Annotated in this window: 24 protein-coding genes and 1 tRNA gene; 8 read left to right on the top strand and 17 right to left on the bottom strand. The window is 73.2% G+C overall.

Going from position 1 to position 23,658, the window contains the following annotated elements; translation table 11 throughout:
* Window positions 1-11: 11 nt before the first annotated feature.
* A complete protein-coding gene (locus ABZ261_RS03405) occupies window positions 12-515 on the bottom strand; it encodes a MarR family transcriptional regulator (protein WP_356854872.1) in 504 nt (167 codons plus the stop codon).
* 228 nt (window positions 516-743) lie between these two features.
* On the opposite strand from ABZ261_RS03405, the gene ABZ261_RS03410 reads away from it, so the two are divergent.
* Entirely contained in the window at window positions 744-938 is a 195-nt protein-coding gene (locus ABZ261_RS03410; protein ID WP_356854873.1) for a hypothetical protein, read from the top strand.
* Window positions 939-1,328: 390 nt separating this feature from the next.
* Here the strand turns inward: ABZ261_RS03410 and ABZ261_RS03415 are convergent, their stop codons facing one another.
* The 5 genes from ABZ261_RS03415 to ABZ261_RS03435 all read right to left on the bottom strand — a co-directional run bounded on the left by ABZ261_RS03415 (window position 1,329) and on the right by ABZ261_RS03435 (window position 4,741).
* A complete protein-coding gene (locus ABZ261_RS03415) occupies window positions 1,329-2,270 on the bottom strand; it encodes an RNA polymerase sigma factor SigF (RefSeq protein WP_356854874.1) in 942 nt (313 codons plus the stop codon).
* A 347-nt stretch (window positions 2,271-2,617) separates the two neighbouring features.
* Window positions 2,618-3,454 (bottom strand): RNA polymerase sigma factor SigF, encoded by an 837-nt coding sequence (locus tag ABZ261_RS03420; protein ID WP_356854955.1) that lies wholly within the window; start codon window positions 3,452-3,454, stop codon window positions 2,618-2,620.
* 191 nt (window positions 3,455-3,645) lie between these two features.
* Entirely contained in the window at window positions 3,646-3,939 is a 294-nt protein-coding gene (locus ABZ261_RS03425) for a Dabb family protein (RefSeq protein WP_356854875.1), read from the bottom strand.
* Window positions 3,940-3,949: 10 nt separating this feature from the next.
* A complete protein-coding gene (locus tag ABZ261_RS03430) occupies window positions 3,950-4,129 on the bottom strand; it encodes a hypothetical protein (RefSeq protein ID WP_356854876.1) in 180 nt (59 codons plus the stop codon).
* A gap of 396 nt (window positions 4,130-4,525) precedes the next feature.
* The gene (locus ABZ261_RS03435) at window positions 4,526-4,741 is read right to left on the bottom strand and encodes a hypothetical protein (RefSeq protein ID WP_356854956.1); all 216 of its coding nucleotides are present in this window, start codon (window positions 4,739-4,741) and stop codon (window positions 4,526-4,528) included.
* A gap of 781 nt (window positions 4,742-5,522) precedes the next feature.
* Here ABZ261_RS03435 and ABZ261_RS03440 point away from each other — a divergent pair.
* Both ABZ261_RS03440 and ABZ261_RS03445 read left to right on the top strand, forming a co-directional pair.
* Window positions 5,523-5,756, top strand: coding sequence for an excisionase family DNA-binding protein (locus ABZ261_RS03440; RefSeq protein ID WP_356854877.1), 234 nt, complete (start codon window positions 5,523-5,525; stop codon window positions 5,754-5,756).
* A 78-nt stretch (window positions 5,757-5,834) separates the two neighbouring features.
* On the top strand, window positions 5,835-7,076 hold the full coding sequence (locus ABZ261_RS03445; RefSeq protein ID WP_356854878.1) for a site-specific integrase: 1,242 nt from the start codon (window positions 5,835-5,837) through the stop codon (window positions 7,074-7,076).
* A gap of 840 nt (window positions 7,077-7,916) precedes the next feature.
* Here ABZ261_RS03445 and ABZ261_RS03450 read toward each other — a convergent pair.
* From ABZ261_RS03450 to ABZ261_RS03465, 4 genes are all read right to left on the bottom strand, one after another.
* Window positions 7,917-8,001: transfer RNA gene (locus tag ABZ261_RS03450), tRNA-Ser, on the bottom strand.
* A 55-nt stretch (window positions 8,002-8,056) separates the two neighbouring features.
* Complete coding sequence (gene tadA, locus ABZ261_RS03455) at window positions 8,057-8,488, bottom strand: tRNA adenosine(34) deaminase TadA (protein WP_356854957.1); 432 nt, start codon at window positions 8,486-8,488, stop codon at window positions 8,057-8,059.
* A gap of 59 nt (window positions 8,489-8,547) precedes the next feature.
* Window positions 8,548-9,087 (bottom strand): hypothetical protein, encoded by a 540-nt coding sequence (locus ABZ261_RS03460; protein WP_356854958.1) that lies wholly within the window; start codon window positions 9,085-9,087, stop codon window positions 8,548-8,550.
* 303 nt (window positions 9,088-9,390) lie between these two features.
* A complete protein-coding gene (locus ABZ261_RS03465; RefSeq protein WP_356854879.1) occupies window positions 9,391-9,636 on the bottom strand; it encodes a hypothetical protein in 246 nt (81 codons plus the stop codon).
* A 95-nt stretch (window positions 9,637-9,731) separates the two neighbouring features.
* Between ABZ261_RS03465 and upp the strand changes: the two genes are divergently transcribed.
* Window positions 9,732-10,367, top strand: a complete 636-nt coding sequence (gene upp, locus ABZ261_RS03470) for a uracil phosphoribosyltransferase (RefSeq protein WP_356854880.1) — start codon at window positions 9,732-9,734, stop codon at window positions 10,365-10,367.
* A 110-nt stretch (window positions 10,368-10,477) separates the two neighbouring features.
* On the opposite strand, the gene ABZ261_RS03475 is transcribed toward upp, so the two are convergent.
* From ABZ261_RS03475 to ABZ261_RS03490, 4 genes are all read right to left on the bottom strand, one after another.
* Entirely contained in the window at window positions 10,478-11,110 is a 633-nt protein-coding gene (locus ABZ261_RS03475) for a LytR C-terminal domain-containing protein (RefSeq protein ID WP_356854881.1), read from the bottom strand.
* A 97-nt stretch (window positions 11,111-11,207) separates the two neighbouring features.
* A complete protein-coding gene (locus ABZ261_RS03480) occupies window positions 11,208-11,504 on the bottom strand; it encodes a type II toxin-antitoxin system VapB family antitoxin (protein WP_004943146.1) in 297 nt (98 codons plus the stop codon).
* 379 nt (window positions 11,505-11,883) lie between these two features.
* Window positions 11,884-12,375 (bottom strand): hypothetical protein, encoded by a 492-nt coding sequence (locus ABZ261_RS03485; protein ID WP_356854882.1) that lies wholly within the window; start codon window positions 12,373-12,375, stop codon window positions 11,884-11,886.
* A 94-nt stretch (window positions 12,376-12,469) separates the two neighbouring features.
* A complete protein-coding gene (locus ABZ261_RS03490; protein WP_356854883.1) occupies window positions 12,470-13,213 on the bottom strand; it encodes an HdeD family acid-resistance protein in 744 nt (247 codons plus the stop codon).
* 440 nt (window positions 13,214-13,653) lie between these two features.
* Between ABZ261_RS03490 and ABZ261_RS03495 the strand changes: the two genes are divergently transcribed.
* Complete coding sequence (locus ABZ261_RS03495) at window positions 13,654-15,399, top strand: copper resistance protein CopC (protein WP_356854959.1); 1,746 nt, start codon at window positions 13,654-13,656, stop codon at window positions 15,397-15,399.
* Between the two features lie 48 nt (window positions 15,400-15,447).
* Here ABZ261_RS03495 and ABZ261_RS03500 read toward each other — a convergent pair whose 3' ends face one another.
* Complete coding sequence (locus tag ABZ261_RS03500; RefSeq protein WP_356854884.1) at window positions 15,448-16,350, bottom strand: hypothetical protein; 903 nt, start codon at window positions 16,348-16,350, stop codon at window positions 15,448-15,450.
* Between the two features lie 174 nt (window positions 16,351-16,524).
* Here ABZ261_RS03500 and ABZ261_RS03505 point away from each other — a divergent pair, with 174 nt between their 5' ends.
* Window positions 16,525-17,061, top strand: a complete 537-nt coding sequence (locus ABZ261_RS03505) for a bacterial proteasome activator family protein (RefSeq protein ID WP_356854885.1) — start codon at window positions 16,525-16,527, stop codon at window positions 17,059-17,061.
* A gap of 81 nt (window positions 17,062-17,142) precedes the next feature.
* Here ABZ261_RS03505 and ABZ261_RS03510 read toward each other — a convergent pair whose 3' ends face one another.
* Complete coding sequence (locus ABZ261_RS03510) at window positions 17,143-18,780, bottom strand: protein kinase (RefSeq protein WP_356854886.1); 1,638 nt, start codon at window positions 18,778-18,780, stop codon at window positions 17,143-17,145.
* 342 nt (window positions 18,781-19,122) lie between these two features.
* Here ABZ261_RS03510 and ABZ261_RS03515 point away from each other — a divergent pair, with 342 nt between their 5' ends.
* A complete protein-coding gene (locus ABZ261_RS03515; protein WP_356854887.1) occupies window positions 19,123-20,772 on the top strand; it encodes a protein kinase in 1,650 nt (549 codons plus the stop codon).
* Window positions 20,773-20,831: 59 nt separating this feature from the next.
* On the opposite strand, the gene ABZ261_RS03520 is transcribed toward ABZ261_RS03515, so the two are convergent.
* Window positions 20,832-21,848, bottom strand: coding sequence for a phosphotransferase (locus ABZ261_RS03520; protein WP_356854888.1), 1,017 nt, complete (start codon window positions 21,846-21,848; stop codon window positions 20,832-20,834).
* Window positions 21,849-22,397: 549 nt separating this feature from the next.
* Between ABZ261_RS03520 and pdhA the strand changes: the two genes are divergently transcribed.
* Window positions 22,398-23,657 carry a pyruvate dehydrogenase (acetyl-transferring) E1 component subunit alpha gene (gene pdhA, locus ABZ261_RS03525; RefSeq protein WP_356854889.1) on the top strand — a complete coding sequence of 420 codons (1,260 nt, stop codon included), beginning with the start codon at window positions 22,398-22,400 and terminating at the stop codon, window positions 23,655-23,657.
* The last annotated feature ends 1 nt before the right edge of the window (window position 23,658 follow it).

Here is a 23,658-nt window from a genome sequence, read left to right on the forward strand (position 1 = left end):
GCTTCCTTCTCTTACGTGCTTGCGGGTGTACGGGTGGTCTCTTCGCATACGGGTGCGGCCGCCGAGGGGTGCCGGACCGGGGCGGACCGGCAGTCGCCGAAGGACGCCCGCAGCCGCGTCATCAGCCGGATCAGCTGGCCGACCTCGTCGTCGGTCCAGTCGGCCAGCCGTTCGGCGAGCAGGTGCGTGGTCCGCCGGGACAGCTCGTCCAGCCGCGCCAGGCCCTCGGGCGTCAGGCGCAGGATGCGTGAGCGCCGGTCCGCGGGGTCGGGGCGCCGCTCGATCCAGCCGCGTGCGGCGACGTGCGCGACATGCCGGCTCGTCACCGACATGTCCACGGCGAGCAGCTCGGCGAGCTTGCTCATGCGCATGTCGCCGTGGCGCCCGAGCAGGGTCAGCACGGCGGCCGAGCCGGCCGGGCAGTCGGGCGGCAGGATCCGGCCCATGTCCCGTTTCACGGCTCCGACGGCACTGAGCTGACGCGCCAGCTCCTCGAACTGCGCCTGCCCGGCCATCACACCTCCCGTATTCGTTGCTTGAAGCAACCATAAGTCTGCTTGGTTGCTGCAGGCAAACAAATGCGGTGGGGGCGGCGCAAAAAGTTGGCAAAGGCAAGTCATTGCGACCGTGAACACGCAGGTCGCGGCGGAGGCGCCGCCCGGGCACCGCCCGGGCCGTCGCACCGGCCGGCTTGCGGGCCCTGGCTTGGGCCGCGCGGGACGTCTTCGCTAAGGTCTCGGGGCATGGCTAACACCCAGGGCCCCCAGGGCAATTACGACCCCGCAGGCAGCACCCAGATGTTCCGCGCGTTCGTCGACGAGGCTCCGCAGGGCCCGCAGCAGCAGGCAACCTCCTCGGGCCTCCGCATGGGTCTGATCGTGGGCATCGTCGTGGTGCTCGCCGTGGTGGCGGGAGTCGCCCTGCTGGCGCTCAACTAGGCCCGTCCTCGGCGTTCTGCCGGGTCGCGGGGCCCGGCACGCACCAGCGCGGCGTCGGCCGCGGGCCCGCGCGTCTGCGGGCGGTGGACGGCGCCGCACCCCGGCACACCCGCGTGCGGCCGCGCCGCCCGGGCGCCGGCCGCCGGAACGGCCGTCCTCCCGCGCCGCGTCGGCGCCGCCGCGCCCGAAGACGAGGGCGCCGACGCCGCCGTGACGGCGCCTCGGCGGCCTTCCCTGTCGTACGCCCGTCCCCGACGGCGTCTCCTGTCCCGCCCACCCGTCGGGGTGAACTTCTCCGACGTACCGTCGAGGTGAGCCGGACGCACAGTGGGCCGGACGCCCGGAAGGGCGACCTCCGGTGCGGAGGCCGCTCGCCCGGCGAGGCCGGTCTCAGTCCGAGATCAGTCCTTCCCTGAGCTGCGTCAGCGTCCGGGTCAGCAGCCGGGAGACGTGCATCTGGGAGATGCCGACCTCCTCGCCGATCTGCGACTGCGTCATGTTGGCGAAGAAGCGCAGCATGATGATCCGCCGCTCGCGGGGCGGGAGTTTCGCCAGCAGGGGCTTGAGCGACTCCCGGTACTCCACCCCCTCCAGCGCCGTGTCCTCGTAGCCGAGCCGGTCGGCGAGCGAGCCCTCGCCGCCGTCGTCCTCGGGGGCCGGGGAGTCGAGCGAGGAGGCGGTGTAGGCGTTGCCGACCGCGAGGCCGTCGACGACGTCCTCCTCGGAGACGCCCAGCACGGTGGCCAGCTCGGTCACCGTGGGGGAGCGGTCCAGTCTCTGGGACAGCTCGTCGCTGGCCTTGGTGAGGGCCAGACGCAGCTCCTGCAGCCGGCGCGGTACACGCACGGACCAGGAGGTGTCGCGGAAGAAGCGCTTGATCTCCCCCACGACGGTCGGCATCGCGAACGTGGGGAACTCCACGCCGCGTTCGCAGTCGAACCGGTCGATCGCCTTGATCAGGCCGATGGTGCCGACCTGGACGATGTCCTCCATCGGCTCGTTGCGGGAGCGGAAGCGCGCCGCCGCGTACCGCACCAGCGGCAGGTTCAGCTCGATGAGGGTGTCCCGGACGTAGGCCCGCTCGGGGCTGTTCTCGTCCAGCGCGGCCAGGCGCAGGAACAGCGAGCGGGACAGGGTGCGGGTGTCGATGTTCGCCGTGGCCTGCGAGGCCGGGACAGCTTCGGCGGCCGGCTCGGCGGCCGGGGACGGCACGGCTTCGAGGGCGGTGACGCCCTCGAAGCCGTCGAGGACGTCGAGAGCGTCGAGCTCCTTGGGCGCTGCCACGCTCTTCGTGGGCGTCAGCACCTTCGAGCTGCCCTGGTCTGCGGACATGCCACCCCCTTTGGGTCGCGGGACGGTCGCGGCGGCGTCGCCTTCGAGACAACGCAGCCTTCACCTGAATACCGGAGCCGAAGCTTCGGCAAACGCTCTTCCCGCAGAATGTCACATGTCGGCAACGCGCTGTACTGACATGTCGACACGTGAGGAGCGAATCGCTCCTGCAAGCAGGGGGTCTGACGGCCCGTCGGGGCCGAACCGCCGGCAACGGCCCTGGTGAGCGATTCGCTCGCGGCGGTGATTACTCGTTCAGGTTTGCGATGCAGTGCCGTTCGGGCCGGTGCTTCCGTGCGCCCGTCATGCATCGGCCGGAGGGCCGCCGTGCTTCGGTCCGACGCCGCTCACGCCTCGATCCGGTTGGCGGACCGCAGCCGCTGGAAGCTGCGGGCGAGCAGCCGGGACACGTGCATCTGCGAGACGCCCAGTTCCGCGCTGATCTGCGACTGGGTGAGATTGCTGTAGTAGCGCAGGAGGAGGATGCGCTGTTCCCGTTCGGGAAGCTGGACGAGGAGGTGGCGCACCAGGTCCCGGTGCTCCACGCCGGCCAGGGCCGGGTCCTCGTAGCCGATCCGGTCCAGCAGGCCGGGCAGCCCGTCGCCCTCCTGCGCGGCCTCCAGCGAGGTGGCGTGGTAGGAGCGGCCGGCCTCGATGCAGCTCAGCACCTCCTCCTCGCTGATGCGGAGCCGGTCGGCGATCTCCGCGGTGGTCGGCGAGCGGCCGTGGAGCGTGGTCAGGTCCTCGGTGGCGCTGTTGACCTGCACCCACAGCTCGTGCAGCCGGCGCGGGACGTGGACGGTGCGGACGTTGTCCCGGAAGTACCGCTTGATCTCCCCGACCACGGTGGGCATGGCGAAGGTCGGGAACTGCACGCCCCGGTCCGGGTCGAAGCGGTCGATGGCGTTGATCAGACCGATGGTGCCGACCTGGACGACGTCCTCCATCGGCTCGTTGCGGGAGCGGAAGCGGGCGGCGGCGTACCGCACGAGCGGGAGGTTGGCCTCGATCAGCGCCCCGCGTACCCGGCTGTGCTCCGCCGTGCCCGGCGTGAGCTGCTTCAGCTCGGCGAACAGCACCTGCGTCAGGGCCCTGGTGTCCGCGCCGCGGCGCTTCTCGGGGGCCGGCGGGGCCGGGGCGGGCGCCTCTTCCTGGGGCGGCGCAGAACTGGCCGACACGGTCAACGCCACCTCTTCATCGGTCAATCATCCGTCAAAAGCGGTCATAGCATCACAAGACATGTGCACTGTGTGCAAGCACCGCATAACCCCGTGTTGTGGCCTCCCGCCGACAAGTTGGGGTCCCTGACACACGGAGAGCCCCCCGCCCGAACGGCGGAGGGCTCGTGGCGGCCGCGGGGCGCGGCGCGCGGGGGTCAGACCTCGTAGTCGGCGATCACCCAGGTGGCGAACTCGCGCCACAGCGCCACACCGGCCTGGTGGGCCGGGTGCTCCAGGTAGCGCTGCAGGGCGGCGGCGTCCTCGACGGCCGAGTTGATCGCGAAGTCGTAGGCGATCGGCCGGTCGCTGATGTTCCAGGCGCACTCCCAGAACCGCAGCTCCTCGATCTGGTCGCCGAGCGCCCGGAACGCCTCCACGCCCGCCACGACCCGCGGATCGCCGCGCTCGACGCCCTCGTTGAGCTTGAACAGGACCAGGTGCCGGATCATGGGGCGTGCCTCAGCTCTTTCCTCCGTTGGCGAGCCAGGTCATGAAGTCGCCGATGGCCCGGGCCGCGTCCGATATGCCCTCGAAGCCTATCTGGACGTAGTCGGCCGCCTTGGCCGGGTCCGTGATGATCACGTACAGCGCGAAGACCACGAGCGCGTACACGGCGATCTTCTTGGCGTTCACCGCCACCGCGGCCTCCCCTGTGCCAGTGCCCCGAGGGCCCCCTGCTGCCGGCCGCGAGTGTAACCTCCGGCCCGTTTCCCCCGGTCGACGGCCCGCCGGGACCGCGCGGACGCGGGCACGCGAAAGGCCCCGCCGGTCGGCGGGGCCTTCTGCGAAGCGGTAGCGGAGGGATTTGAACCCTCGGTGACTTGCGCCACACTCGCTTTCGAGGTCTGTTCGTGCTGGTCAGAGGGGCATTCAGAGCCGTTCAACCTGGTCCGTTCCCGTCTGCTCGCCCGCTGGGTGAACCGCTGCGGACGGCCGCGAACGGGGCTATGAGACGGAAACTGAGACGGAGCACCGTCCGGCTGACCTGCGCGTCTGCCCTCTAATCGTCGGGGTGGGAGGCTTCCAAGGCCGCGATCACAGCCGCCGGGTCACCGTCGTACAACAGGTGCGGCTCGTCTGTCCCGGGGGGACGAATCGCGTGCGGTATCGCTGTAGGTCGCTCTCGGAGAAATAGATCGAGTTGGGGTCGTTCGCGTGGAATTCGTTGCGCTTGCTGATCCGCGCCCACAATTCGTCGTGGCTGGCCGCCAGGTAGACGAGCACAGGGGTCGCGCCGGCGTCCGTGGCGATCGCTCGCCATTTCGCCCGGTCCTCCGGGGTCCAGAACCGTGATCAACGGCGACGTCGTGCCCAGCCTTGAGTTGTTCGCGCAGGTCGGCTGCCACGTCTTCGAGGACGTGGGGAAGACGCCCCGGGGGAAATCCACGCCATACACGCCGTGCCGACGGAACATCTCCTCGTCCGGGCACAGTCGTATGAACCCACGGGCGGTGAGCGCGCGAGAAAGAGTTGTCTTGCCAGAGCCGGGCAGCCCGGCCATAAGGACGCAGAACGGCGGATGTGGGGGCATCGATCCCCTCATGGTTCGGGAGATGGCAGCCACCTCCGCTTCGGCTTCGGGCGTGATTGTGCCAGCCCTGCGAGCCGTAAGCAGTACCGCCAGATGCTTTTCGAGCACGCTCACGAGCGTGTCGTCCACGACCGTCAAGGCGCCACCTCCGGTCGCGCCGCGAAGCGGCTCGTTCTTCAAGCCCTGAGCGGACGTAAAGACCTACAGACACCACCCCTTTCTGTTTCCTAAGTAGGGAAGATCTGCGTCACTGCGTCACCACGGGCCTCACAGACGGCCGCTCACCTGCGGCGACAGCAGTGACGCAGACGGCGAATCCTGCGTCATGCCGCGTCATCAGCGTCACCCCGTGACGAGCGCCCGTGTCATCGGTGACGCAGGGCCCGAGCCGCTGCGTCACCGGAATCCGCAGGTCAGGCGCCTGTTTGACGCAGGTGACGCGATGACGCAGAAATCCGGGCTTCGGACAGCACAGGCCACCCCGTCCCGAGGAGATCTCGCGTGAGCATCGCCAGCGTGGAACTCACCCGACCGGCTGAGGCCAGGAACCTGGCCCCCGTTCTCCTGACCGTCGAAGAGGCTGCCCGTTGCCTCCGTGTCGGTCGCACTACCTGCTTCGCCCTCATCCGCAGCGGTGAGCTGGAGTCCCTGATGGTCGGCGGACTCCGTCGCGTCCCTGCCGACGCCCCGGCCGCCTACCTCGCCCGCCGCCGCGCTGAGCGGCCGGCAGCCTGACTCACCTTCCCGGAGCGCCGCCCCATTAGGGGGGGCGCTCCGGTCGTTTCCAACCGCCCCTACGCGACGAGTCCGCCCGTGGCGGAAGACAAGAAGCGCACCCGACAGCCCAACGGCCGCAGCTCCATCTACCAGGGCAGCGACGGTAAGTGGCACGGCCGCGTAACCGTAGGCATCCGTGACGATGGCAAGCCGGACCGCCGCCACGTCGAGCGCAAGACCCGCGCTGAGGTGACGGCCGCGGTCCGTGAGCTGGAGCGACAGCGCGACGCGAAGGCCATCAGGAAGGCGGGTCGCCCGCGGACCGTCAAGACGTGGCTCACACACTGGGTCAACATCGCCCCGCTCGCGGTGAACGAGAACACGATGGTCGGGTACGGCGTTGCCGTGCGGAAGCACTTGATCCCCGCCCTCGGCGCTCATCGGTTGGACAAGCTGAAGCCGGAGTACATCGAGAGCTTCTACGGGCGCATGATCGCCGACGGCCGCAAGGCGGGCACGATCCACCAGATTCACCGCACCTTCCGTACGGCGCTGAACGAGGCGGTACGGCGTGGCCACCTCGCCCGGAATCCCGTCCAACTGGCCAAGGCGCCCCGCGTCAGCGAAGAGGAGATCGAGCCCTACACCGTCGAAGAGGTGCAACGGCTATTGCGAGCGGCCGACGATCGGCGGAACTCCGCACGATGGGCGGTCGCGCTCGCCCTCGGCCTCAGGCAGGGCGAGGCCCTTGGCCTCAAGTGGTCGGATGTGGACCTGGACCGGGGAGTCCTGATGGTCCGGCGGAGTCGCCGCCGGCCGCGCTACGCCCACGGATGCGGGGAGACGTGCGGGAAGAAAGCCGGGTATTGCCCGCAGCGGCAGCGGACGAATCCTGAGACGGCCGACACGAAGTCCCGCGCGGGACGTCGCGCGGTCGGGCTGCCCGCCCAGCTTGTCGACCTGCTCAAGGTCCACCGGGTCAAGCAGGAAGCCGAACGAGCGGCGGCCGGCGACGACTGGTCCGACGAGGGATGGCTATTTACGACGCTGACCGGTCGGGGCACGTCCCCCCGGACGGATTACGACGACTGGAAGGAGTTGCTTGACCATGCGAAGGTCCGGGACGGCCGTCTGCACGACGCCCGGCACACCGCTGCCACTGTCCTGCTGATCCTCGGGGTCTCCGAGAGGGCGGTGATGGGGCTCATGGGCTGGTCGTCCACGGCGATGGCCGCCAGGTATCAGCACATGGTGGACACCGTTCGTAACAACATCGCGCAGCAGGTTGATGGGCTCATTTGGCAGTCGGATAAGCACATGCCAGGCACTGGCGGCTGAGCATCCCCGGCGGGCGCCTCGCCCCTTTCGGGGCGGGGCGCCTTCGCATAGATCAGTGACGAATGTCGTTGGACGTGGGAGACGACGGTGGACATGTGGTGGTGACGGTCGCGGGCTTCACCTCTGGCGCCCTGGCCGCCTGATCGTCCTTGCCGATCTCTCCAAAGAGAAGCATCAACACGGTGATCACAGCACACGCCACAGTGATCGCCCCGACGACGTCTCCACGCGTTGCAGGAACGCCCGGGTGCGCGCTCGTGGAGTGTTTGAAGGCGGAGTAACCAATCAGACAGCCAACTGCCATGATCGCGATCCGTACACCTTCGATGTGTACCGTCAACATAGGCCCCCCTGTGGGCTCCGGGGGCCTGTCCGCTTCGACCCGCCAAGATCCGGCGGGCAGGCCCCTCTTGCCAGGGCCTCGCGGGTTTGCGCGGCCCTCACCCCTTCTCAGGGCTCGTTGGGCCTCAGACAGCAAGAAAGCCCAACACTCCTTTGAAGGAAGTTGGGCTAGGCCCCGGAGGGCGATGGAATTACGTTGCATGATTGCTCGCGGAATTTCAAAGACGATCATGTTTTTTGTGGCGCACGCCACAATTGTCCGGGTGTAAAGTTCGCATAGAGGGGCAATTCGCGGCGGAACGGATCGGGGCAAACCGCCCTATGGAGCAAAGCTATGCGATCGCCGCATAAAGGGACGAAGTGAGTGCTCCTCGCGCTCTTGTTGGTAACGCGTCTGGGAGGCGAGTTCTTGATCGCTGTCCGGCCAACTGAGACGGGAAGTGAGACGGGTGACGGACGAAGGGCCCAGTCCAGTGGACTGGGCCCTTCGTCTACCTGCGGTAGCGGAGGGATTTGAACCCTCGGTGACTTGCGCCACACTCGCTTTCGAGGCGAGCTCCTTCGGCCGCTCGGACACGCTACCGAGGGAGACCTTACAGCACAGTGGGGCGTGGTTCTAAATCGGTGAGCGGCAGCGGTCAGCGGTCCCGGAAGAACGCGGTGAGGAGCCGGGCGCACTCCGCCGCGAGCACGCCTTCGACGACCTCGGGACGGTGGTTGAGCCGCCGGTCGCGCAGCACGTCCCACAGGGAGCCGGCGGCGCCCGCCTTGTCGTCCCGGGCGCCGTAGACCACCCGGTCCACCCGGGACTGGACGAGCGCGCCCGCGCACATCGTGCACGGCTCCAGGGTGACGACGAGCGTGCAGCCCGTCAGCCGCCACTGCCCGAGCCGCGCGGCGGCCCGCCGGACCGCGAGGACCTCCGCGTGGGCCGTGGGGTCACCGGTGGCCTCGCGCTCGTTGTGCCCCGCGCCGAGCACCGTCTCACCGTCCGGGGACAGCACGACGGCGCCGACGGGGACGTCCCCGCCCCGGGCGGCCCGTCCGGCCTCGTCCAGGGCGAGCCGCATCGCGTCCCGCCAGCGGTCGCGCACCGGGTCCGGCACGCGCCGGGCGTCCTGTGCCCCGGTCAGCGGACGGTCTCCAGCACCTCCGAGGCGCCCAGGGCCTCGGCGATCGTGTTCAGCGCGTCGTCGGCGTCCAGGGCGCGCAGCTCCTTCTCGCTGATGCCCAGGTCGTCCAGGATCGCGCTGTCGCCCACCGGGCTGTGCGGCACCGCGCCGGCGCCGGCGGCGGCGCCGGTCTCCTCCTCCTCGTCCTCGGACTCACCGTCCTCCGTGCCGTCGAGGTCCAGGGAGTCCAGGTCCGGGCCGTCGTCCGCGCCGGGCTCCCGGCCGAGCAGCTCGTCGGTGAGCAGCAGCTCCCCGTACGCGCTGCGCCGGGCGGCGGCGGCGTCGGAGACGTAGATGCGAGGGTCGTCCTCGCCGTCCACGCGGACCACGCCGAACCAGGCGTCCTCCTGCTCGATCAGGACCAGCACCGTGTCCTCGTCGGGAGAGGCTTCCCGGGCCAGGTCGGCCAGATCCGACAGGGTCTCCACATCGTCGAGCTCCGTGTCGCTCGCTTCCCACCCGTCTTCGGTGCGCGCGAGCAGTGCGGCGAAGTACACCGTGACTCTCCCACTGGTCATAGGCGTGCCGGTTGGGGGTCCCCCCGGCGGAGGTACGTGGGCGGAGGAGAGCTGGGCTCCGAGCCCACCCACTCGGAATCGTGGCAGAAACAAGGCGTTCAGGGGACGTCTTCCGCTCCCTGTGTCCGGCTGTTTCGATCGCGGATCCGTGATCGGCTCGTCCGCGCGCTCGTTGCCGCCACCTGCGGATCGTACGCGGCTTCCGCCGGTGTTCCCGCACGCCCGCCTCCCCAACACCGGTGCGGGCGGGGTCCGTCCGCGAGTGAAGGGGCTCCCGCCGGCCTACCAGCGGAAGGTCCGCATGCGCATCGCGTGGCGCAATCGGGCGACCTTGGCGCGCCGTGGCTGGACCCGTGCGCGCAGTGCCCGGGCCTCGGCGAGTTCGCGCAGGAACTGGGCGCGTCGCCGCCGGCGCTCGGCGTCGGTCTCGGGCGCGCCGGGACCGGACCGCGCGGACTCCGGCCGGGACCCGGCCGCGTCGGCGGCGGCCCCGGAGGCGTCCGCGGGCTCGTCAGGCAGGTCAGACACGTCACACCACCCCAGTCCGTCCCTTCCACTTTCCCCCGGACGGCGGGTTTGACGCCAGCGCGAGGGGGGTCTGCGGCGCAGGTACCGTTAGGGGCATGCGTCTCCACGTCGTCGACCACCCCCTGGTCGCCCACAAGCTCACCACGCTGCGCGACCAGCGCACCGACTCCGCGACCTTCCGGCGACTCGCCGACGAACTGGTCACCCTGCTCGCCTACGAGGCCACGCGGGACGTGCGCACCGAGACCGTCGGCATCCAGACGCCGGTCGCACCGACCACCGGCGTCAAGCTCGCCCGGCCGCGCCCGCTGGTGGTGCCGATCCTGCGCGCCGGCCTCGGCATGCTGGACGGCATGGTCCGGCTGCTGCCGACCGCCGAGGTGGGCTTCCTGGGCATGATCCGCAACGAGGAGACCCTGCAGGCGTCCACGTACGCCTCGCGCATGCCGGAGGACCTCTCGGGCCGCCAGGTGTACGTGCTGGACCCGATGCTCGCCACGGGCGGCACCCTGGTCGCGGCGATCCAGGAGCTGATCAAGCGCGGCGCGGACGATGTGACGGCCGTGGTGCTGCTCGCGGCCCCCGAAGGCGTCGAGGTCATGGAGCGGGAGCTGGCGGGCACGCCGGTGACCGTCGTCACGGCGGCGGTGGACGACCACCTCAACGAGCTCGGGTACATCGTGCCGGGGCTCGGCGACGCGGGGGACCGCCTGTACGGGGCCGCCGAGTAGCTCCCCGCGCCCGCCCGGGGCGCGGTCCGTCCGCGACGCCGGGCGTGTCAGCGTGCCGCGCCGCTCCCCGCGCCCTTCACGGGGCGCGGGCCCTCCGGCAGGGGCGCCGGTCAGCAGCCCTTCTTCGGGGCGGGCGTCGGCCGGGGAGCGGTCAGGGCCGTCAGCGCCTGCCGCGCGGTGGCCGGCGCGGCCAGTGAGGTGAACCTGTCCCCGATGACGAGGTCGAGCTCGGCCCCCTTGCGGCCGTCGGCACGCAGCTCCGCACCGCCGAGCTGGGTGCCGAGCACGCGCAGCGAGGTGCCCTGCGCGGCGGCGGAGCCGAGGAGCAGCCCCGGGCCCTTGACCTTCTTGTCGAACTGCGCCGGCGCGTTGCCCACGTCGCCGATCCGGAAGCCGCGTCTGCGCAGCTCGTCCGCGGTGTTCTTGGCGAGCCCGGTGCGCTTGGTGGCGTTGTAGACGTTCACGGTGATCCGTCCGGGCTCCGGCAGGGCCTTCACCTGTGCCGCCGGGGCGGCCCCGGCCTTGGTCCGGCAGTGCGCGCGACCGGCCGCCGCGGGCTTCCCGCCGCCGGTGAAGACGTCGATGAGCTGCAGGGTGCCCCAGCCGATCAGGCCGAGCGCGGCGACGGACGCCACCACGACGGCCACGAGCCTGCCGCGCCGACGCGACGGACGCATCCGAGGGTATTTGTCCCCCGTGATGCGGTACTGGCCGCCCATGCCGGGGGGAGTCAGCATGCTCATGAACGCAGCGTAGTGCCCCTGAGCGGCGATGCCTATCAGATGATCAGCCGATGCCGCCCAGCGAACCCGAAAGGGCCAATGGCCGTGTCGCGCCGGTTCAGTCGAGTTCGAGCACGCGCGCGTGCAGCACCTGGCGCTGCTGGAGGGCGGCGCGGACCGCGCGGTGCAGCCCGTCCTCCAGGTACAGGTCGCCCTGCCACTTCACGACGTGCGCGAAGAGGTCGCCGTAGAACGTCGAGTCCTCCGCCAGCAGGGTCTCCAGATCGAGCTGCTGCTTGGTGGTGACGAGCTGATCGAGGCGGACCGGGCGCGGCGCGACGTCCGCCCACTGCCGGGTGCTTTCCCGGCCGTGGTCGGGGTACGGCCGGCCGTTTCCGATGCGCTTGAAGATCACACGGAAAGCCTACCGGTCTAGACGTTCCGGGCGCAGCCATGGAGGCCGAGTGCGGCGCTTGAAAAGACGGATCAATTCCGGCGAACGGGTCACTACGGGAACCGGGGACGCGGACGAGTGACGGCTTCGCCGGGCTCGGCGGCTCCGCCGCACCGCCCGCGGAGGCCGGGGAGACCGCCTCCGGTCATCCGCTCGCCGGCCCGCCCTCGGCCTCGGCGCGTTCCGGCGGGACGGGCGGCGCCGCCCGGGCGCGTCGGTCCGCGTCCCCTGCGCGCCCCGCCGCTTCCCGCGCGGGGCGCGCCGGTGATCCCGGCGGGCGTCCGGGGCGACCGGTCCGGCACCGGCCGGCCCGGGCGGCCGGGCCTCCGCCGGTCCCGGATCAGCGGTCCCGCTCCTCGGGCGGCCGCTGCGGCCGCGGCTGCGGCGCCCGCTGGTCGGGCCGGGACGCCGTGCCGCGCCGGGCCACCGCGCGCAGCAGGGCGCGCAGGACGGCGCAGCGGTCCGTGGACATGGCTGTGTGCTCGCGGGTCCGTCGGCGGCGCAGGACCACCGTGCGCAGCGGGGGCGGGGCGTACGGCGCCCGCGGCGCGGCGGGGCGGGGGCGGGCCGCCGGCCGGGCGGGTGGCGGGGCGGGCAGGGGCGCCGGGCGCTCGGGCGCGTCGGCCCGGTGGACGGTCCGGTGGACGGTTCGGGCTGGCGGCCGGAGGACCGTGTCGGGGACGTCGTGCTCGGCGTGCCCGGCGGCGCCGGCGGTCACGGCGAGCGGCGCCGCCGGGGCCTGCACAGAGGCGCCGGGCAGCCACAGGGCGAGCAGCGGCACGAGCAGCCGGAGCGGGGTCGGGCTGCGGGACGCGTTGCCGCTCCTGTTCACGGCACCCGTGTGCCCCCGGCGGGCGGGCGGGGCAGCACGCCGGGCGTGGGATCCGCCCGCTCGGCGTACCCGCGCACGGCGTGCCCGGCGGAGCTCACAGCGTCTGCGGAACCTGGCGTGCCCGTCCCCGGATGCGGAACGCGGTGACGATCTCCACCGCGCCCACCGCGACCAGCCACAGACCGCCGACGAGGGTCAGCACCGCGACCGACTCGAACGGCGAGTCGATGAGCACGATCCCGGCGACGAACGTGACGGCGCCGAGGAGGATCTGCCAGCCCCGGGCGGGCATCCGGGAGTCGTGCAGCGCGGCCAGGGTCTGCGTGATCCCGCGGATCAGCCAGCCGATGCCGATCCACAGGGCGAGCAGCAGCAGCGACCGCATGGGCCCGCGGAAACAGAACAGCCCCAGCAGGATCGACAGGGCGCCGCTGACGAACGCCAGCACGCGCAGCGAGGTGGCCCGGTGCGTGCCGAACGCGGCCACCAGCTGGAACACGCCGCTGACCACCAGGTACACGCCGAACAGGACGGCCGCCGCGAGCAGGGAGGCGCCGGGCCACACCAGCACCAGGACGCCGAGGGCCAGCGAGGCGATCCCGGTGACCAGCACGACCTGCCAGGCGGCCCGGGACAGCGCGTGCAGGGGGCCCTCGAACGCGGGTTCCGGCTCGTGGGCGCCGGGGTGCGCGGCCGCGGGGTGGGCGCCGGGGGACCGGGCCGGGTGCGGGCCCCCGGACGGCCCCGTGGGACGACCGCCCGGCGACACCGCCTCGTGGACGCGCCGGTCGTCGAACGCCCGGTCCCGCTCCGGCCCACCGCTCGGTACGTCGCTCATGCCCCATCCTGTGACCGGCCGGACCGGCCGGGCCACCGAGCGTGGTCCGGCCGGGTGGCCGGGTGGCGGGGCCCTCGCCCCGCGAGGGCGCCGAGCCCGCGCTGCTCCGCCGGACGCACCAGCCGCCCGCCGAACGGGAGAGGACGTGCCGTGCGGGGGTGGGCGCGTGCCGTGCGGGGGTGGGCGCGTGCCGTGCGGCGGTGTGCGCGTGCCGTGCGGTGCGTCCCGCGGCCGGCGGCCCCGCCCGGCCGGACGTACGCGCTGCCGGTCCTGGACCGCCCGCGGTACCGGCCCCGCCCGGCGGGTGAGCGCGCCGGACGTTCTCCCCGTACCTTACGGAGGCGCGCGTACGCAGGTACGGGCGCCAGGGGAGGGAGGCGAGGGTGCTGCGCGAGGGACACCGGCGGCGGGGGCGGGGGCCGCGGCCCGCCACGGGTGGGCTGCTGCTGCTCCCGGTGCTGCTGCTCGGCCTGCTGATCGGCACGGCGGCCCCCGCGTCGGCGCACGCCGTCCTGCGCGGGACGGACCCGGCCGACGGAACGGTTCTGCGCACGGCCCCGCGCCAGGTGACCCTGACCTTCACCGAGTCGGTCGGCCTGCTCACGGACTCCTTCCGCATCTACGACCCGGACAACCACCGCGTCCGCACCGGCCCCGCCGGCCACGCCCCGGGCCGCTCCGGGACGGCCCGCGTCGCCCTGCCCGCCCGGCTCGCCCCCGGTACGTACACGGTGGCCTGGCGGGTGGTGTCGGCCGACAGCCACCCGGTGTCCGGCGCCTTCACCTTCTCGGTCGGCAAGCGTTCAGCGGCGCCGGCGGCCCCGCTCCCGGGCGGCACGGAGAACCGGGCCACCACGGCCCTCCACACGATCGCCCGCTACCTCGCCTACCTCTCCTTCGCCCTGCTGCTGGGCACCGCCGCGTTCACGGTCTGGTGCCGTCCGCCGGTCACCGCCCACCTGCGCACCCCGGCCCTGGCCGCCGCCGCCGCGCTCGCGGTCTCCACCGCCGCCCTGTACCTGCTGCGGGCGCCCTACGAGGAGGCCGCCGCCCCCACGACCGCCTTCTCCCTCTCCTCCCTCGCCCACACGGCGACGACCCGCCCCGGCCGCCTCCTCCTGGCCCGTCTGGCGCTGCTGCTCCTGGCCGCGGCCGCCGCGGCCGTCCTGAGCAGGCGGCGCACCGCGCTCCCGCGCCCCGCCGCCCTCGCGGCAGCCGTCGTCCTCTCCGTCGCCCTGTCCCTGACCTGGGCGGCGTCCGACCACGCCTCGGCGGGCATCCAGGTCCCGGCGGCGATCGTCTCCACCACCCTGCACCTGCTGGCCACGGCGGCCTGGCTGGGCGGCCTGGCCGCGCTGCTGTGGACCCTGCGGCAGGCGCCGGCCGGCCTGCCGGCCTCGGTGCCGGCCCGCTTCTCCCGCCTGGCCGCCGCCTCGGTGACGGTGCTGGTCCTGACCGGCGTCTACCAGTCCTGGCGGGGCCTCGGCTCCTGGCAGGCCCTGACCGGCACGACGTACGGCCGTACCCTCCTGGCCAAGCTGGCGGCGGTCGCCGCGCTCCTCCTGGCGGCGGCCTGCTCCCGCACCTGGACCCGCCGCCTGCACGCCGCGCCCGCCGCCCGCTCCCGCGTCCCCCAGCCGGCTGCCGGTCCCCCGCCGCCCGCGGAACCCGCCCCGGCCGCTCCCGCCGTCACCCCGCTCCCCCTGCTGCGCCGCTCGGTCCTGGCGGAGGCGGCGGCCGGCATGCTGGTCCTGGCCCTGACCACCCTGCTGACCGGCACCGTGCCCGGCCGCGCGGCCGCGGAGTCGTCCCCGGCGGCCCCCCCGGCGGCGACGGGCATCCCCACGGCCTCCGTCACCACCATCCCCTTCGACACCGGCGCACCGGGCGGCCGCGGCAAGGTCCAGATCACCCTGGACCCCGGCCGCGTCGGCGCCAACTCCGTCCAGGCGGTGATCTACGGCCCCGACGGCGGGCTGTCCACCGTGCCCGAACTCCGGGTGACCCTGACCCTCCCCAGCCGGCACGTCGGCCCCCTGGACACGCGGATCGCCGACCGCGGCGGCTACTGGTCCGCCGACTCCTTCACCCTCCCGCTCCCCGGCGTCTGGACGATGAGGGCGACGGTCCGCGTCTCGGACCTGGACCAGGTGACGGTCTCGGCTCCGCTCCGGGTGACGGGTTGACGCGGCGCGGCCGGGCCGCCGGCCCGGCCCGGGCGGCGCCGCCCGCGCTCAGCTCCTGCGCAGCCGCAGGCCCAGCAGTGCCAGGCCCAGACCGAGGCCGACGAGGACCAGCCCGGTGCCCAGCGGCAGGACCTGCATGACCGGCTCGGTGGCGGCCTCGCCCTGCCGGACCGCCTGCCGGGCGGGCTCCGGCGGCGGCCCGGTGGGGTCGAGGCCGGCCTCCTGCTGTGGCGGTGAGGCGATCGGCGTCCCGTCCGGCACGTCGGCCGTCTCCGGCTCCTCCGGCTCCTCCGGCTGCGCGGCGGCCGTGCCGGGCGCGGGGTCGTGCTCGCCCTCCACCTGAGCCGCGGGCCCGTCCGGGCGGCCCGGCCGCATCCGGCCCTCACCGGCCCGGCTGCCCGCACGGGAGGGTTCGGCGGGCCGGTTCCGGGCGGCGGCGCGGGAGGGTTCGGCGGCGCGGTCCCGGCCGCCCGCGCGTCGCTCGGCGGCGCGGACGGAGGGGCGGACGGACGCCGAGGCGGAGTCGGACGGCATCGGGACGGCGACGGCGGACGGACCGGCCGACGGACCGGCGGACGGACCGGCGGACGGGCGGGCCGACGGACCGGCGGTCGGGTCCCGGTGGGGGCGGCCCTGCGCGGGGCCGCCGGGGGACCCCTCGGGACCGGGGCGCCCCTCGTCCGGCCCCCCGCCCGCCGGACCGTCCGGGCCGGTGTCCTCCTCGTCCTCCCCGTCCTCCTTGTCCTCCTCGTCCTGGTCCGGGCGGCCGGGGTCCGCCGCCGTGTGCCGCGGCGTGATCAGCCGGCCCTGGTCCCGGTGCCCCGCAGCGGACGGGCCGACGGAGCCCGGCTCGGCGGCGTGCGCGAGCGCGGGGCCGCACGCCGGCAGCGCCGCCGCGAGGAGGAGCAGCAGCCGGACGCAGCGGAGCGTGAGCGGCAGGCATGGAGTCACGTCGGTGACCTCCCGGAGCCCAGGTGCAGTGACCTATGGAAAACCGACGCCCACCAGCCTCACATCCGTCCCTCTTCAGGGCATTCCGGATTGCGCCGACAGGTCTAGACGCCGGTTCGGCCCCACGAGGGGCCGCCACGGTGGTGAAGTGGTGGCGTGCGAGAGAATGGCGGCATGGAGATGCCGAGGAACGAACAGAATCCCCAGATCCTCGTCGTGGGCCAGGACGGGATGGCGCTCGGCGGCGGCAACGGGGACGACGAGTCCCGCGAGACTCCGGTGACGGAGCAGGTGGAGCAGCCTGCGAAGGTCATGCGGATCGGCAGCATGATCAAGCAGCTGCTGGAGGAGGTGCGCGCGGCCCCCCTGGACGAGGCCAGCCGGGTGCGGCTGAAGGAGATCCACGCCAGCTCGGTGAAGGAGCTGGAGGACGGCCTGGCCCCGGAGCTGGTCGAGGAACTGGAGCGGCTGTCCCTGCCGTTCACCGACGAGGCGACCCCGAGCGACGCGGAACTGCGCATCGCGCAGGCGCAGCTGGTGGGCTGGCTGGAGGGTCTCTTCCACGGGATCCAGACGACGCTGTTCGCCCAGCAGATGGCCGCGCGGGCCCAGTTGGAGCAGATGCGCCGGGCGCTCCCGCCGGGCATGGCCGGCCCGGACGGCGGCGACGAGCACCGCGCCGGCGGCCGCTCGGGCGGCCCCTACCTGTAGGGAGCCGCACCCCCGGCCCGGCCGCGACGCGGTGAGGGCCCGGCGGACGGCCGCCGGGCCCTCACCGCGTCCCGCGCCGGCTCACTGCGCCGGGTTGCCCGTCGACACGCTCAGCTGGACGGTGCCGACGTCGTCCGGGTCGACATCGGTGCCCTGCTCGGGGAACTGCTTCAGCACGGTCCCGTCGCCCCAGGTGTTCTCGTCCTCGAAGTCGGTGTCCGACTTCCAGCCCGCCGCCTGCAGGCACTGCTTCACGGAGCCGATGTCCTTGTACCGGAAGTCGGGCATCTCCACCTTGCCCGGGTCGGTGTACGACTCCTGCGGCTCGGTGCACTCGGTCTTCTCGATCTTCCGCGAGGCGTCCGGCCCCCGGTAGCCCGCCCGGTGCGGAGAGGCGGACGCGGAGGCGCTCGCGCCGCCGCCCGCGGCCCGGTCGTCGTCGGTCTTCTTCACGGTCAGCGCGACGATCAGCCCGACGGCCACGAGGGCCGCCACCGCGACCGAGCCGACCAGCACCGGCCGGCCGCTCCTGCCGCCGCCCGGGCCGGAGGGATGCGCGACCGTGTACGGCGGCGGGGTGGCGGCGCCCTGCGGGCCGTACCCGGCGGGGGGCGTCGGGTAGCCGCCCTGCTGCGGGTAGCCGTAGGCCGGGGCGGGCGCCGGGTGGCCGTAGGGGCCCGGGGCCGGCTGGTACGGCGTCTGCACCGGCCCGGGCGGCGCCGGGGCCGTCCGGTCGACCGGCGGGAACACCGCGGAGCCCACGCCCGCGCCGCTCTGCGCGGGCCCGGCGCCCGGCACGATGCTCGGCGGCGCCGCCTGCACGGACGCGGCGACGCGCAGGCACTCGGCGCGCATGGCCTCGGCGGTCGGGAAGCGCTCGTTCGGGTTCTTCCTCAGCGCGCGGGCGACCAGCGCGTCCACCGCGGGCGGCAGCGCGCGGTTGACCGAGGAGGGCGCCACCGGCTCCTCCTGGACGTGCGCGTAGGCGATCGCCAGCGGCGAGTCCGCGTCGAACGGCAGCCGGCCGGTGACCAGCTGGAACAGCATGATGCCGACCGAGTACAGGTCGGAGCGGGCGTCCACGGCCCGGCCGAGGGCCTGCTCGGGCGAGAGGTACTGCGGGGTGCCGACGACCATGCCGGTCTGGGTCATCGAGGTGACGCCGGACTGCATGGCACGGGCGATGCCGAAGTCCATGACCTTGATCACGCCACGCTTGGTCACCATGACGTTGCCGGGCTTGATGTCGCGGTGGACCAGCCCCATCTCGTGGCTGATCTCCAGCGCCGCGAGCACGTCGGCGGTGATCCTCAGCGCCTCGTCGGCGGGCATCGCCCCGTGCTGCCGGATGTCCTCCTCCAGGACCGAGCCCAGCGGACGGCCCTCGACGTACTCCATGACGATGTACGGCGTCGGCGGACCGGTCCCCGTGGAACCGTCGCCGGACAGCGTGTCCTCGCCCGTGTCGAAGACGGAGACGATGTTGGTGTGCGTGAGCTTGGCCACGGCCTGCGCCTCGCGGCGGAAGCGCTCCCGGAAGGCGGGTTCCCGGCCGAGCTCGGTGTGCAGCGTCTTGATGGCGACCTGGCGGTCCAGCACGGTGTCGTAGGCCAGGTGGACCGAGGCCATGCCGCCCTCGCCCAGCAAGCCGCGCAGCTGGTAGCGGCCCTGGGCCAGGGCCTGCCCCGCGTACCGGCCCTGTGCGCCGTCCTGGCTCATCTTCCCGCGTCCCCCACCGGCCGTCCGGCGCCGTCGACCGGCGAACAGGCCTTGATCGCATGTGTCATTCCCGGCCAAGTCTGCCCCAGGGCACCGACACGTCAAGCTCGGTGCCCGTTCCGTGACCGTACGCGCAGGAAGCGTCGCGCAAGCGTTACCGGGGGCGTGCGACGGGTGCGCGGGATTTGCACGACAGCGCGTGCTAGAGGTTTCATGGCCGGTCCGTCTCGGGCCGGTCCCGTTCCGGTTCCGGACCGGCGGCCCCCACGGAGGCTGTAGCGTGGCCGACGGAGACCGTAACAACACCGCGCGCACCGCGGGCAGAAACGACGGCGAGGACTGATGGCACAGCAGCAGCGCTCTCAGGGCCCGTCCGACCCCGAGGCGACTGGCGGCGGCATGTCAGACGCGCCGGAGATGTGGGGCAACGGCGGGCTCGTCGGCGACGGCCGGTACCGGCTCACACACCGGCTGGGCCGGGGCGGCATGGCCGAGGTGTTCGCGGCGGAGGACGTCCGGCTCGGCCGCACCGTCGCGGTCAAGCTGCTTCGCGCGGACCTGGCCGAGGACCCGGTCTCCAAGGCCCGCTTCACCCGTGAGGCCCAGTCGGTCGCCGGCCTCAACCACCACGCGATCGTCGCCGTGTACGACTCCGGCGAGGACACGGTGGGCGGCCAGGCCGTGCCGTACATCGTCATGGAACTGGTCGAGGGCCGCACCATCCGCGACCTGCTGATGAACGCCGAGGCGCCGGGCCCCGAGCAGGCCCTGATCATCGTCTCCGGCGTGCTGGAGGCGCTCGCCTACTCGCACCAGCACGGCATCGTGCACCGTGACATCAAGCCCGCGAACGTGATCATCACCGACAGCGGCGCCGTCAAGGTGATGGACTTCGGCATCGCCCGCGCCCTGCACGGCGCGTCCACGACGATGACGCAGACCGGCATGGTCATGGGCACCCCCCAGTACCTCTCCCCGGAGCAGGCGCTCGGCAAGGCCGTCGACCACCGCTCCGACCTGTACGCGACCGGCTGCCTGCTGTACGAACTCCTCGCGCTGCGGCCGCCCTTCACCGGGGAGACCCCGCTGTCGGTGGTCTACCAGCACGTCCAGGACATGCCGGTGCCGCCGTCGCAGGTCGCCGACGGCACCTGCCCGCCGGAGCTGGACGGCCTGGTCATGCGGTCCCTCGCCAAGGACCCCGACGACCGCTTCCAGACCGCCGAGGAGATGCGCGGCCTGGTCCAGTACGGCCTGCAGATGCTGTACGACCAGGGCGGCCACTCCGGCACCTGGAACACCGGCCCGGTGGAGGCGCACGAGGGCCGGAACACCCCGGCGGGCGGCTTCGCCGGGACCACCGTCATGCCGCACCCGGTGGACGCCTCGGGCACCACGCAGATCCCGCAGCCGATCCTGCCCCAGGGCTACGGCAGCGGCGACGACGGCGGCTTCGAGGGGCACGGCGGCAACGGCGGCGGCCGCGGCAAGCTGTGGATCCTCGCCGTCCTCGCGGTCGTCGCGGTCGCGGCGGGCGTGGCGCTGGCGCTGCAGAACGCGGGCGGCAACGGGGAGGGCGGCGACGGCACCGACACCAAGCCGACGACGACGCACTCCAAGTCCACGAAGCACGAGTCGCCCAAGCAGACCCCGTCCGACGACCCCGCCGACGAGCCCGCCGACCCCTCCACGGGCACCGGCGGGTCGGGCACGGGCACCGGCTCCGGCCACTGGCCGCCGTCGTACACGCCGTCGTACACCCCGTCGCAGCCGACCGCGTCCGCCCCGACCGGCCAGCCGTCGGCCCCGCCGGCCTCGCAGTCGCAGCCCACGGACCCGGCGGCCGGCGGCACCGACGCGGGCACCGGCGACGGCGGCACCGACGCGGGCACCGGTGACGGCGGCACGGACGCCGGCGCCACCGAGGGCGGCGCCGGCGCCACCGAGGGGGACACCGCGGACGGCGGCGCGGGCGACGCCACCGGCGGTTGAAGGACACCCACGGCGACCGTGACGGCGTCACCCTGAGGTGACCGGGTGACGCCGTCCGCTCACCGCACGAACGCGTCGCACACCGCGTCGTACTCGCGCGTCCACCACACCGCGAGCGCGGACGCGGCCGGGAACTGGCAGTCCGCGCGGGTGTCCCCGCGCTCGTAGTGCCAGCGCAGCATCCAGAAGTCGTTCAGCCGTTCCCACCACACCCGGTGGACGGCCGCGGCCAGCTCCGAGGGCGTGGCCCCCGCGGCGCGCCGGTAGGCGCGCGCGAAGGCGCGCACCTTCGGCAGGTCCAGCGTCCCGCCGGGGCGCACGAAGAAGATCACGGCGGCCCGTACCGCCTCCTCCGCGCGCGGCTGCACGCCGAGCCGGTCCCAGTCCACGATGGCCGCCGGGGCGTCGTCCCGATAGAGCAGGTTGAACGGGTGGAAGTCGCCGTGCACCCAGCCCACCGAGCCGCCGCGCGGCGGGCGCCGGCCGGCGTGCTGCTCCAGCAGCGCGCGGCGTTCCAGCAGCCGGTGCCGGGCCAGTTCGTCGAAGGCGTCGGCGGGCCGGTGCCGGCGCACATGGCCGAGCAGGTCGTCGATGAGGGCGAAGGTGTCGGCCGGGTCGGCGCTCTCCACGGGGTGCGGGCCGGCCGCCGGGCGGGCGCGCCCCTCGGGCGGCATCACCCGCTCCAGGCAGGCGTGGACGGCCCCGAGGAGCGCGCCCAGGCGGGCGCTCTCCCCGCGGGTGAGCTGGCCGCCGTGCCGGTGCCGGCCGTCGATCCAGGGGTGCAGGGCGTAGGCGTGGCCGCCGACGACGGCGACCGTACGGCCCTCGCGGTGCACCAGCGGCGGGGCGACCGGGACGCCCAGGTCGGCGAGGCGCCAGGTGGCGCGGTGCCGGTGCTCGATGGCGGCCGGGTCGGCGGTGTCCGGGTCGAAGTGGTGCTTGAGGAAGTAGCGGCCGCGGGTGGTGCACAGCCGGTACCCGCGGTTCAGCAGACCCTGGTCGACCGGCTCGCAGGCGAGCGCGGTACCCGCGGAGTACAGGCGGAGCAAGACGCCCAGAGGGGGCGCGTGGGGCACGAGGGGTGGTACACAAGAGCGCGGCACGCGGCAGATGCTAGGGCAAGCGCAGAGGCTGTGAGCTGGGCGTTGTCACAGGCAGTCGCCGACGGTCGCTTTCGGTCACACAGTGGGCTTTTCCGCCTGCAAGCGGGTGACGCGGCGCGGCGTGGGGAAACGCGGTGGCCGGAATCCGGCGGCGGGCCGGGAAACTCTTTCTTGATCGTCCATTCGGCCGTCCGGGGCCTTTGCCCGCACGGCCTCGCCGACTCTTCCCGTGACCTGGGTGGCCGGGATAACGTGCGGATGCTCCGGACAGCCGCAAGGCTGTGACCAGCGCGCTTCCGCCTTTCCGCGATTTACTTGGAAATCCAAGCAAAATCGCAGGTCAAACGGGGTTTCACAGAAATGTGGAGCACTGGGTAACGTGATGGTCGCAGGGCGCTCGCCGGGGCACCTGTCACGCCTGTTCCCGGCCGAGTGGCACCCACCCCGTGCCCGGTGGTCGAAACAGGTGAGCCGCACTGGCCCACCGGCAACCCCGGGGGCCGGAACGACGGAGGAGCACACGTGACCGTGGAGAGCAGTGCCGCGCGCAAGCCGCGACGCAGCGCCGCAGGCAAGGCCGGCGCCACCGGCGGCCGGACCGGCGCGACCGGCGAGACGGCCGGCACGGCCGGCGGGACCACCGCAGGCACCGGCGCCAAGCGCACCACCCGCACCACCCGCACCACCGCGAAGAAGAGCGCCGACCCCGAACTCGTGCAGCTCCTGACGCCCGAGGGCAAGCGGGTGAAGAACGCCGCGTACGACGCCTACGTCGCCGGCATCACCCCCGAGGAGCTGCGCGGCCTGTACCGCGACATGGTGCTCACCCGGCGTTTCGACGCCGAGGCCACCGCCCTGCAGCGCCAGGGCGAGCTGGGCCTGTGGGCCTCCCTGCTGGGCCAGGAGGCCGCCCAGATCGGCTCCGGCCGCGCCACCCGCGAGGACGACTACGTCTTCCCGACCTACCGCGAGCACGGCGTCGCCTGGTGCCGCGGCGTCGACCCGGCCAACCTGCTGGGCATGTTCCGCGGCGTCAACAACGGCGGCTGGGACCCCAACACCAACAACTTCCACCTGTACACGATCGTCATCGGCTCCCAGACGCTGCACGCCACCGGCTACGCGATGGGCATCGCCAAGGACGGCGCGGACTCGGCGGTCATCGCCTACTTCGGCGACGGCGCCTCCAGCCAGGGCGACGTCGCGGAGTCCTTCACCTTCTCCGCCGTCTACAACGCCCCCGTCGTGTTCTTCTGCCAGAACAACCAGTGGGCGATCTCCGAGCCGACCGAGCGCCAGACCCGCGTGCCGCTCTACCAGCGCGCCCAGGGCTACGGCTTCCCCGGCGTCCGCGTCGACGGCAACGACGTGCTGGCCTGCCTCGCGGTCACCAAGTGGGCGCTGGAGCGCGCCCGCAACGGCGAGGGCCCCACCCTGGTCGAGGCCTACACCTACCGCATGGGCGCCCACACCACCTCCGACGACCCCACCCGCTACCGGGGCGACGAGGAACGGCTGGCCTGGGAGGCCAAGGACCCGATCCTGCGCCTGCGCCGCCACCTGGAGGCGACGGGCCACGCGGACGAGGCGTTCTTCGCGGAACTCGAGACCGAGTCCGAGGCGTTGGGCAGACGAGTGCGCGAGGCGGTCCGCTCCATGCCCGACCCGGACCACTTCGCCATCTTCGAGAACGCGTACGCGGACGGGCACGCGCTCGTCGACGAGGAGCGCGCCCAGTTCGCCGCCTACCAGGCGTCGTTCGCCGAAGAAGGGGGTCACTGAG

This window comes from Streptomyces sp. NPDC006193, from assembly GCF_040613915.1.
GTDB lineage: Bacteria > Actinomycetota > Actinomycetes > Streptomycetales > Streptomycetaceae > Streptomyces.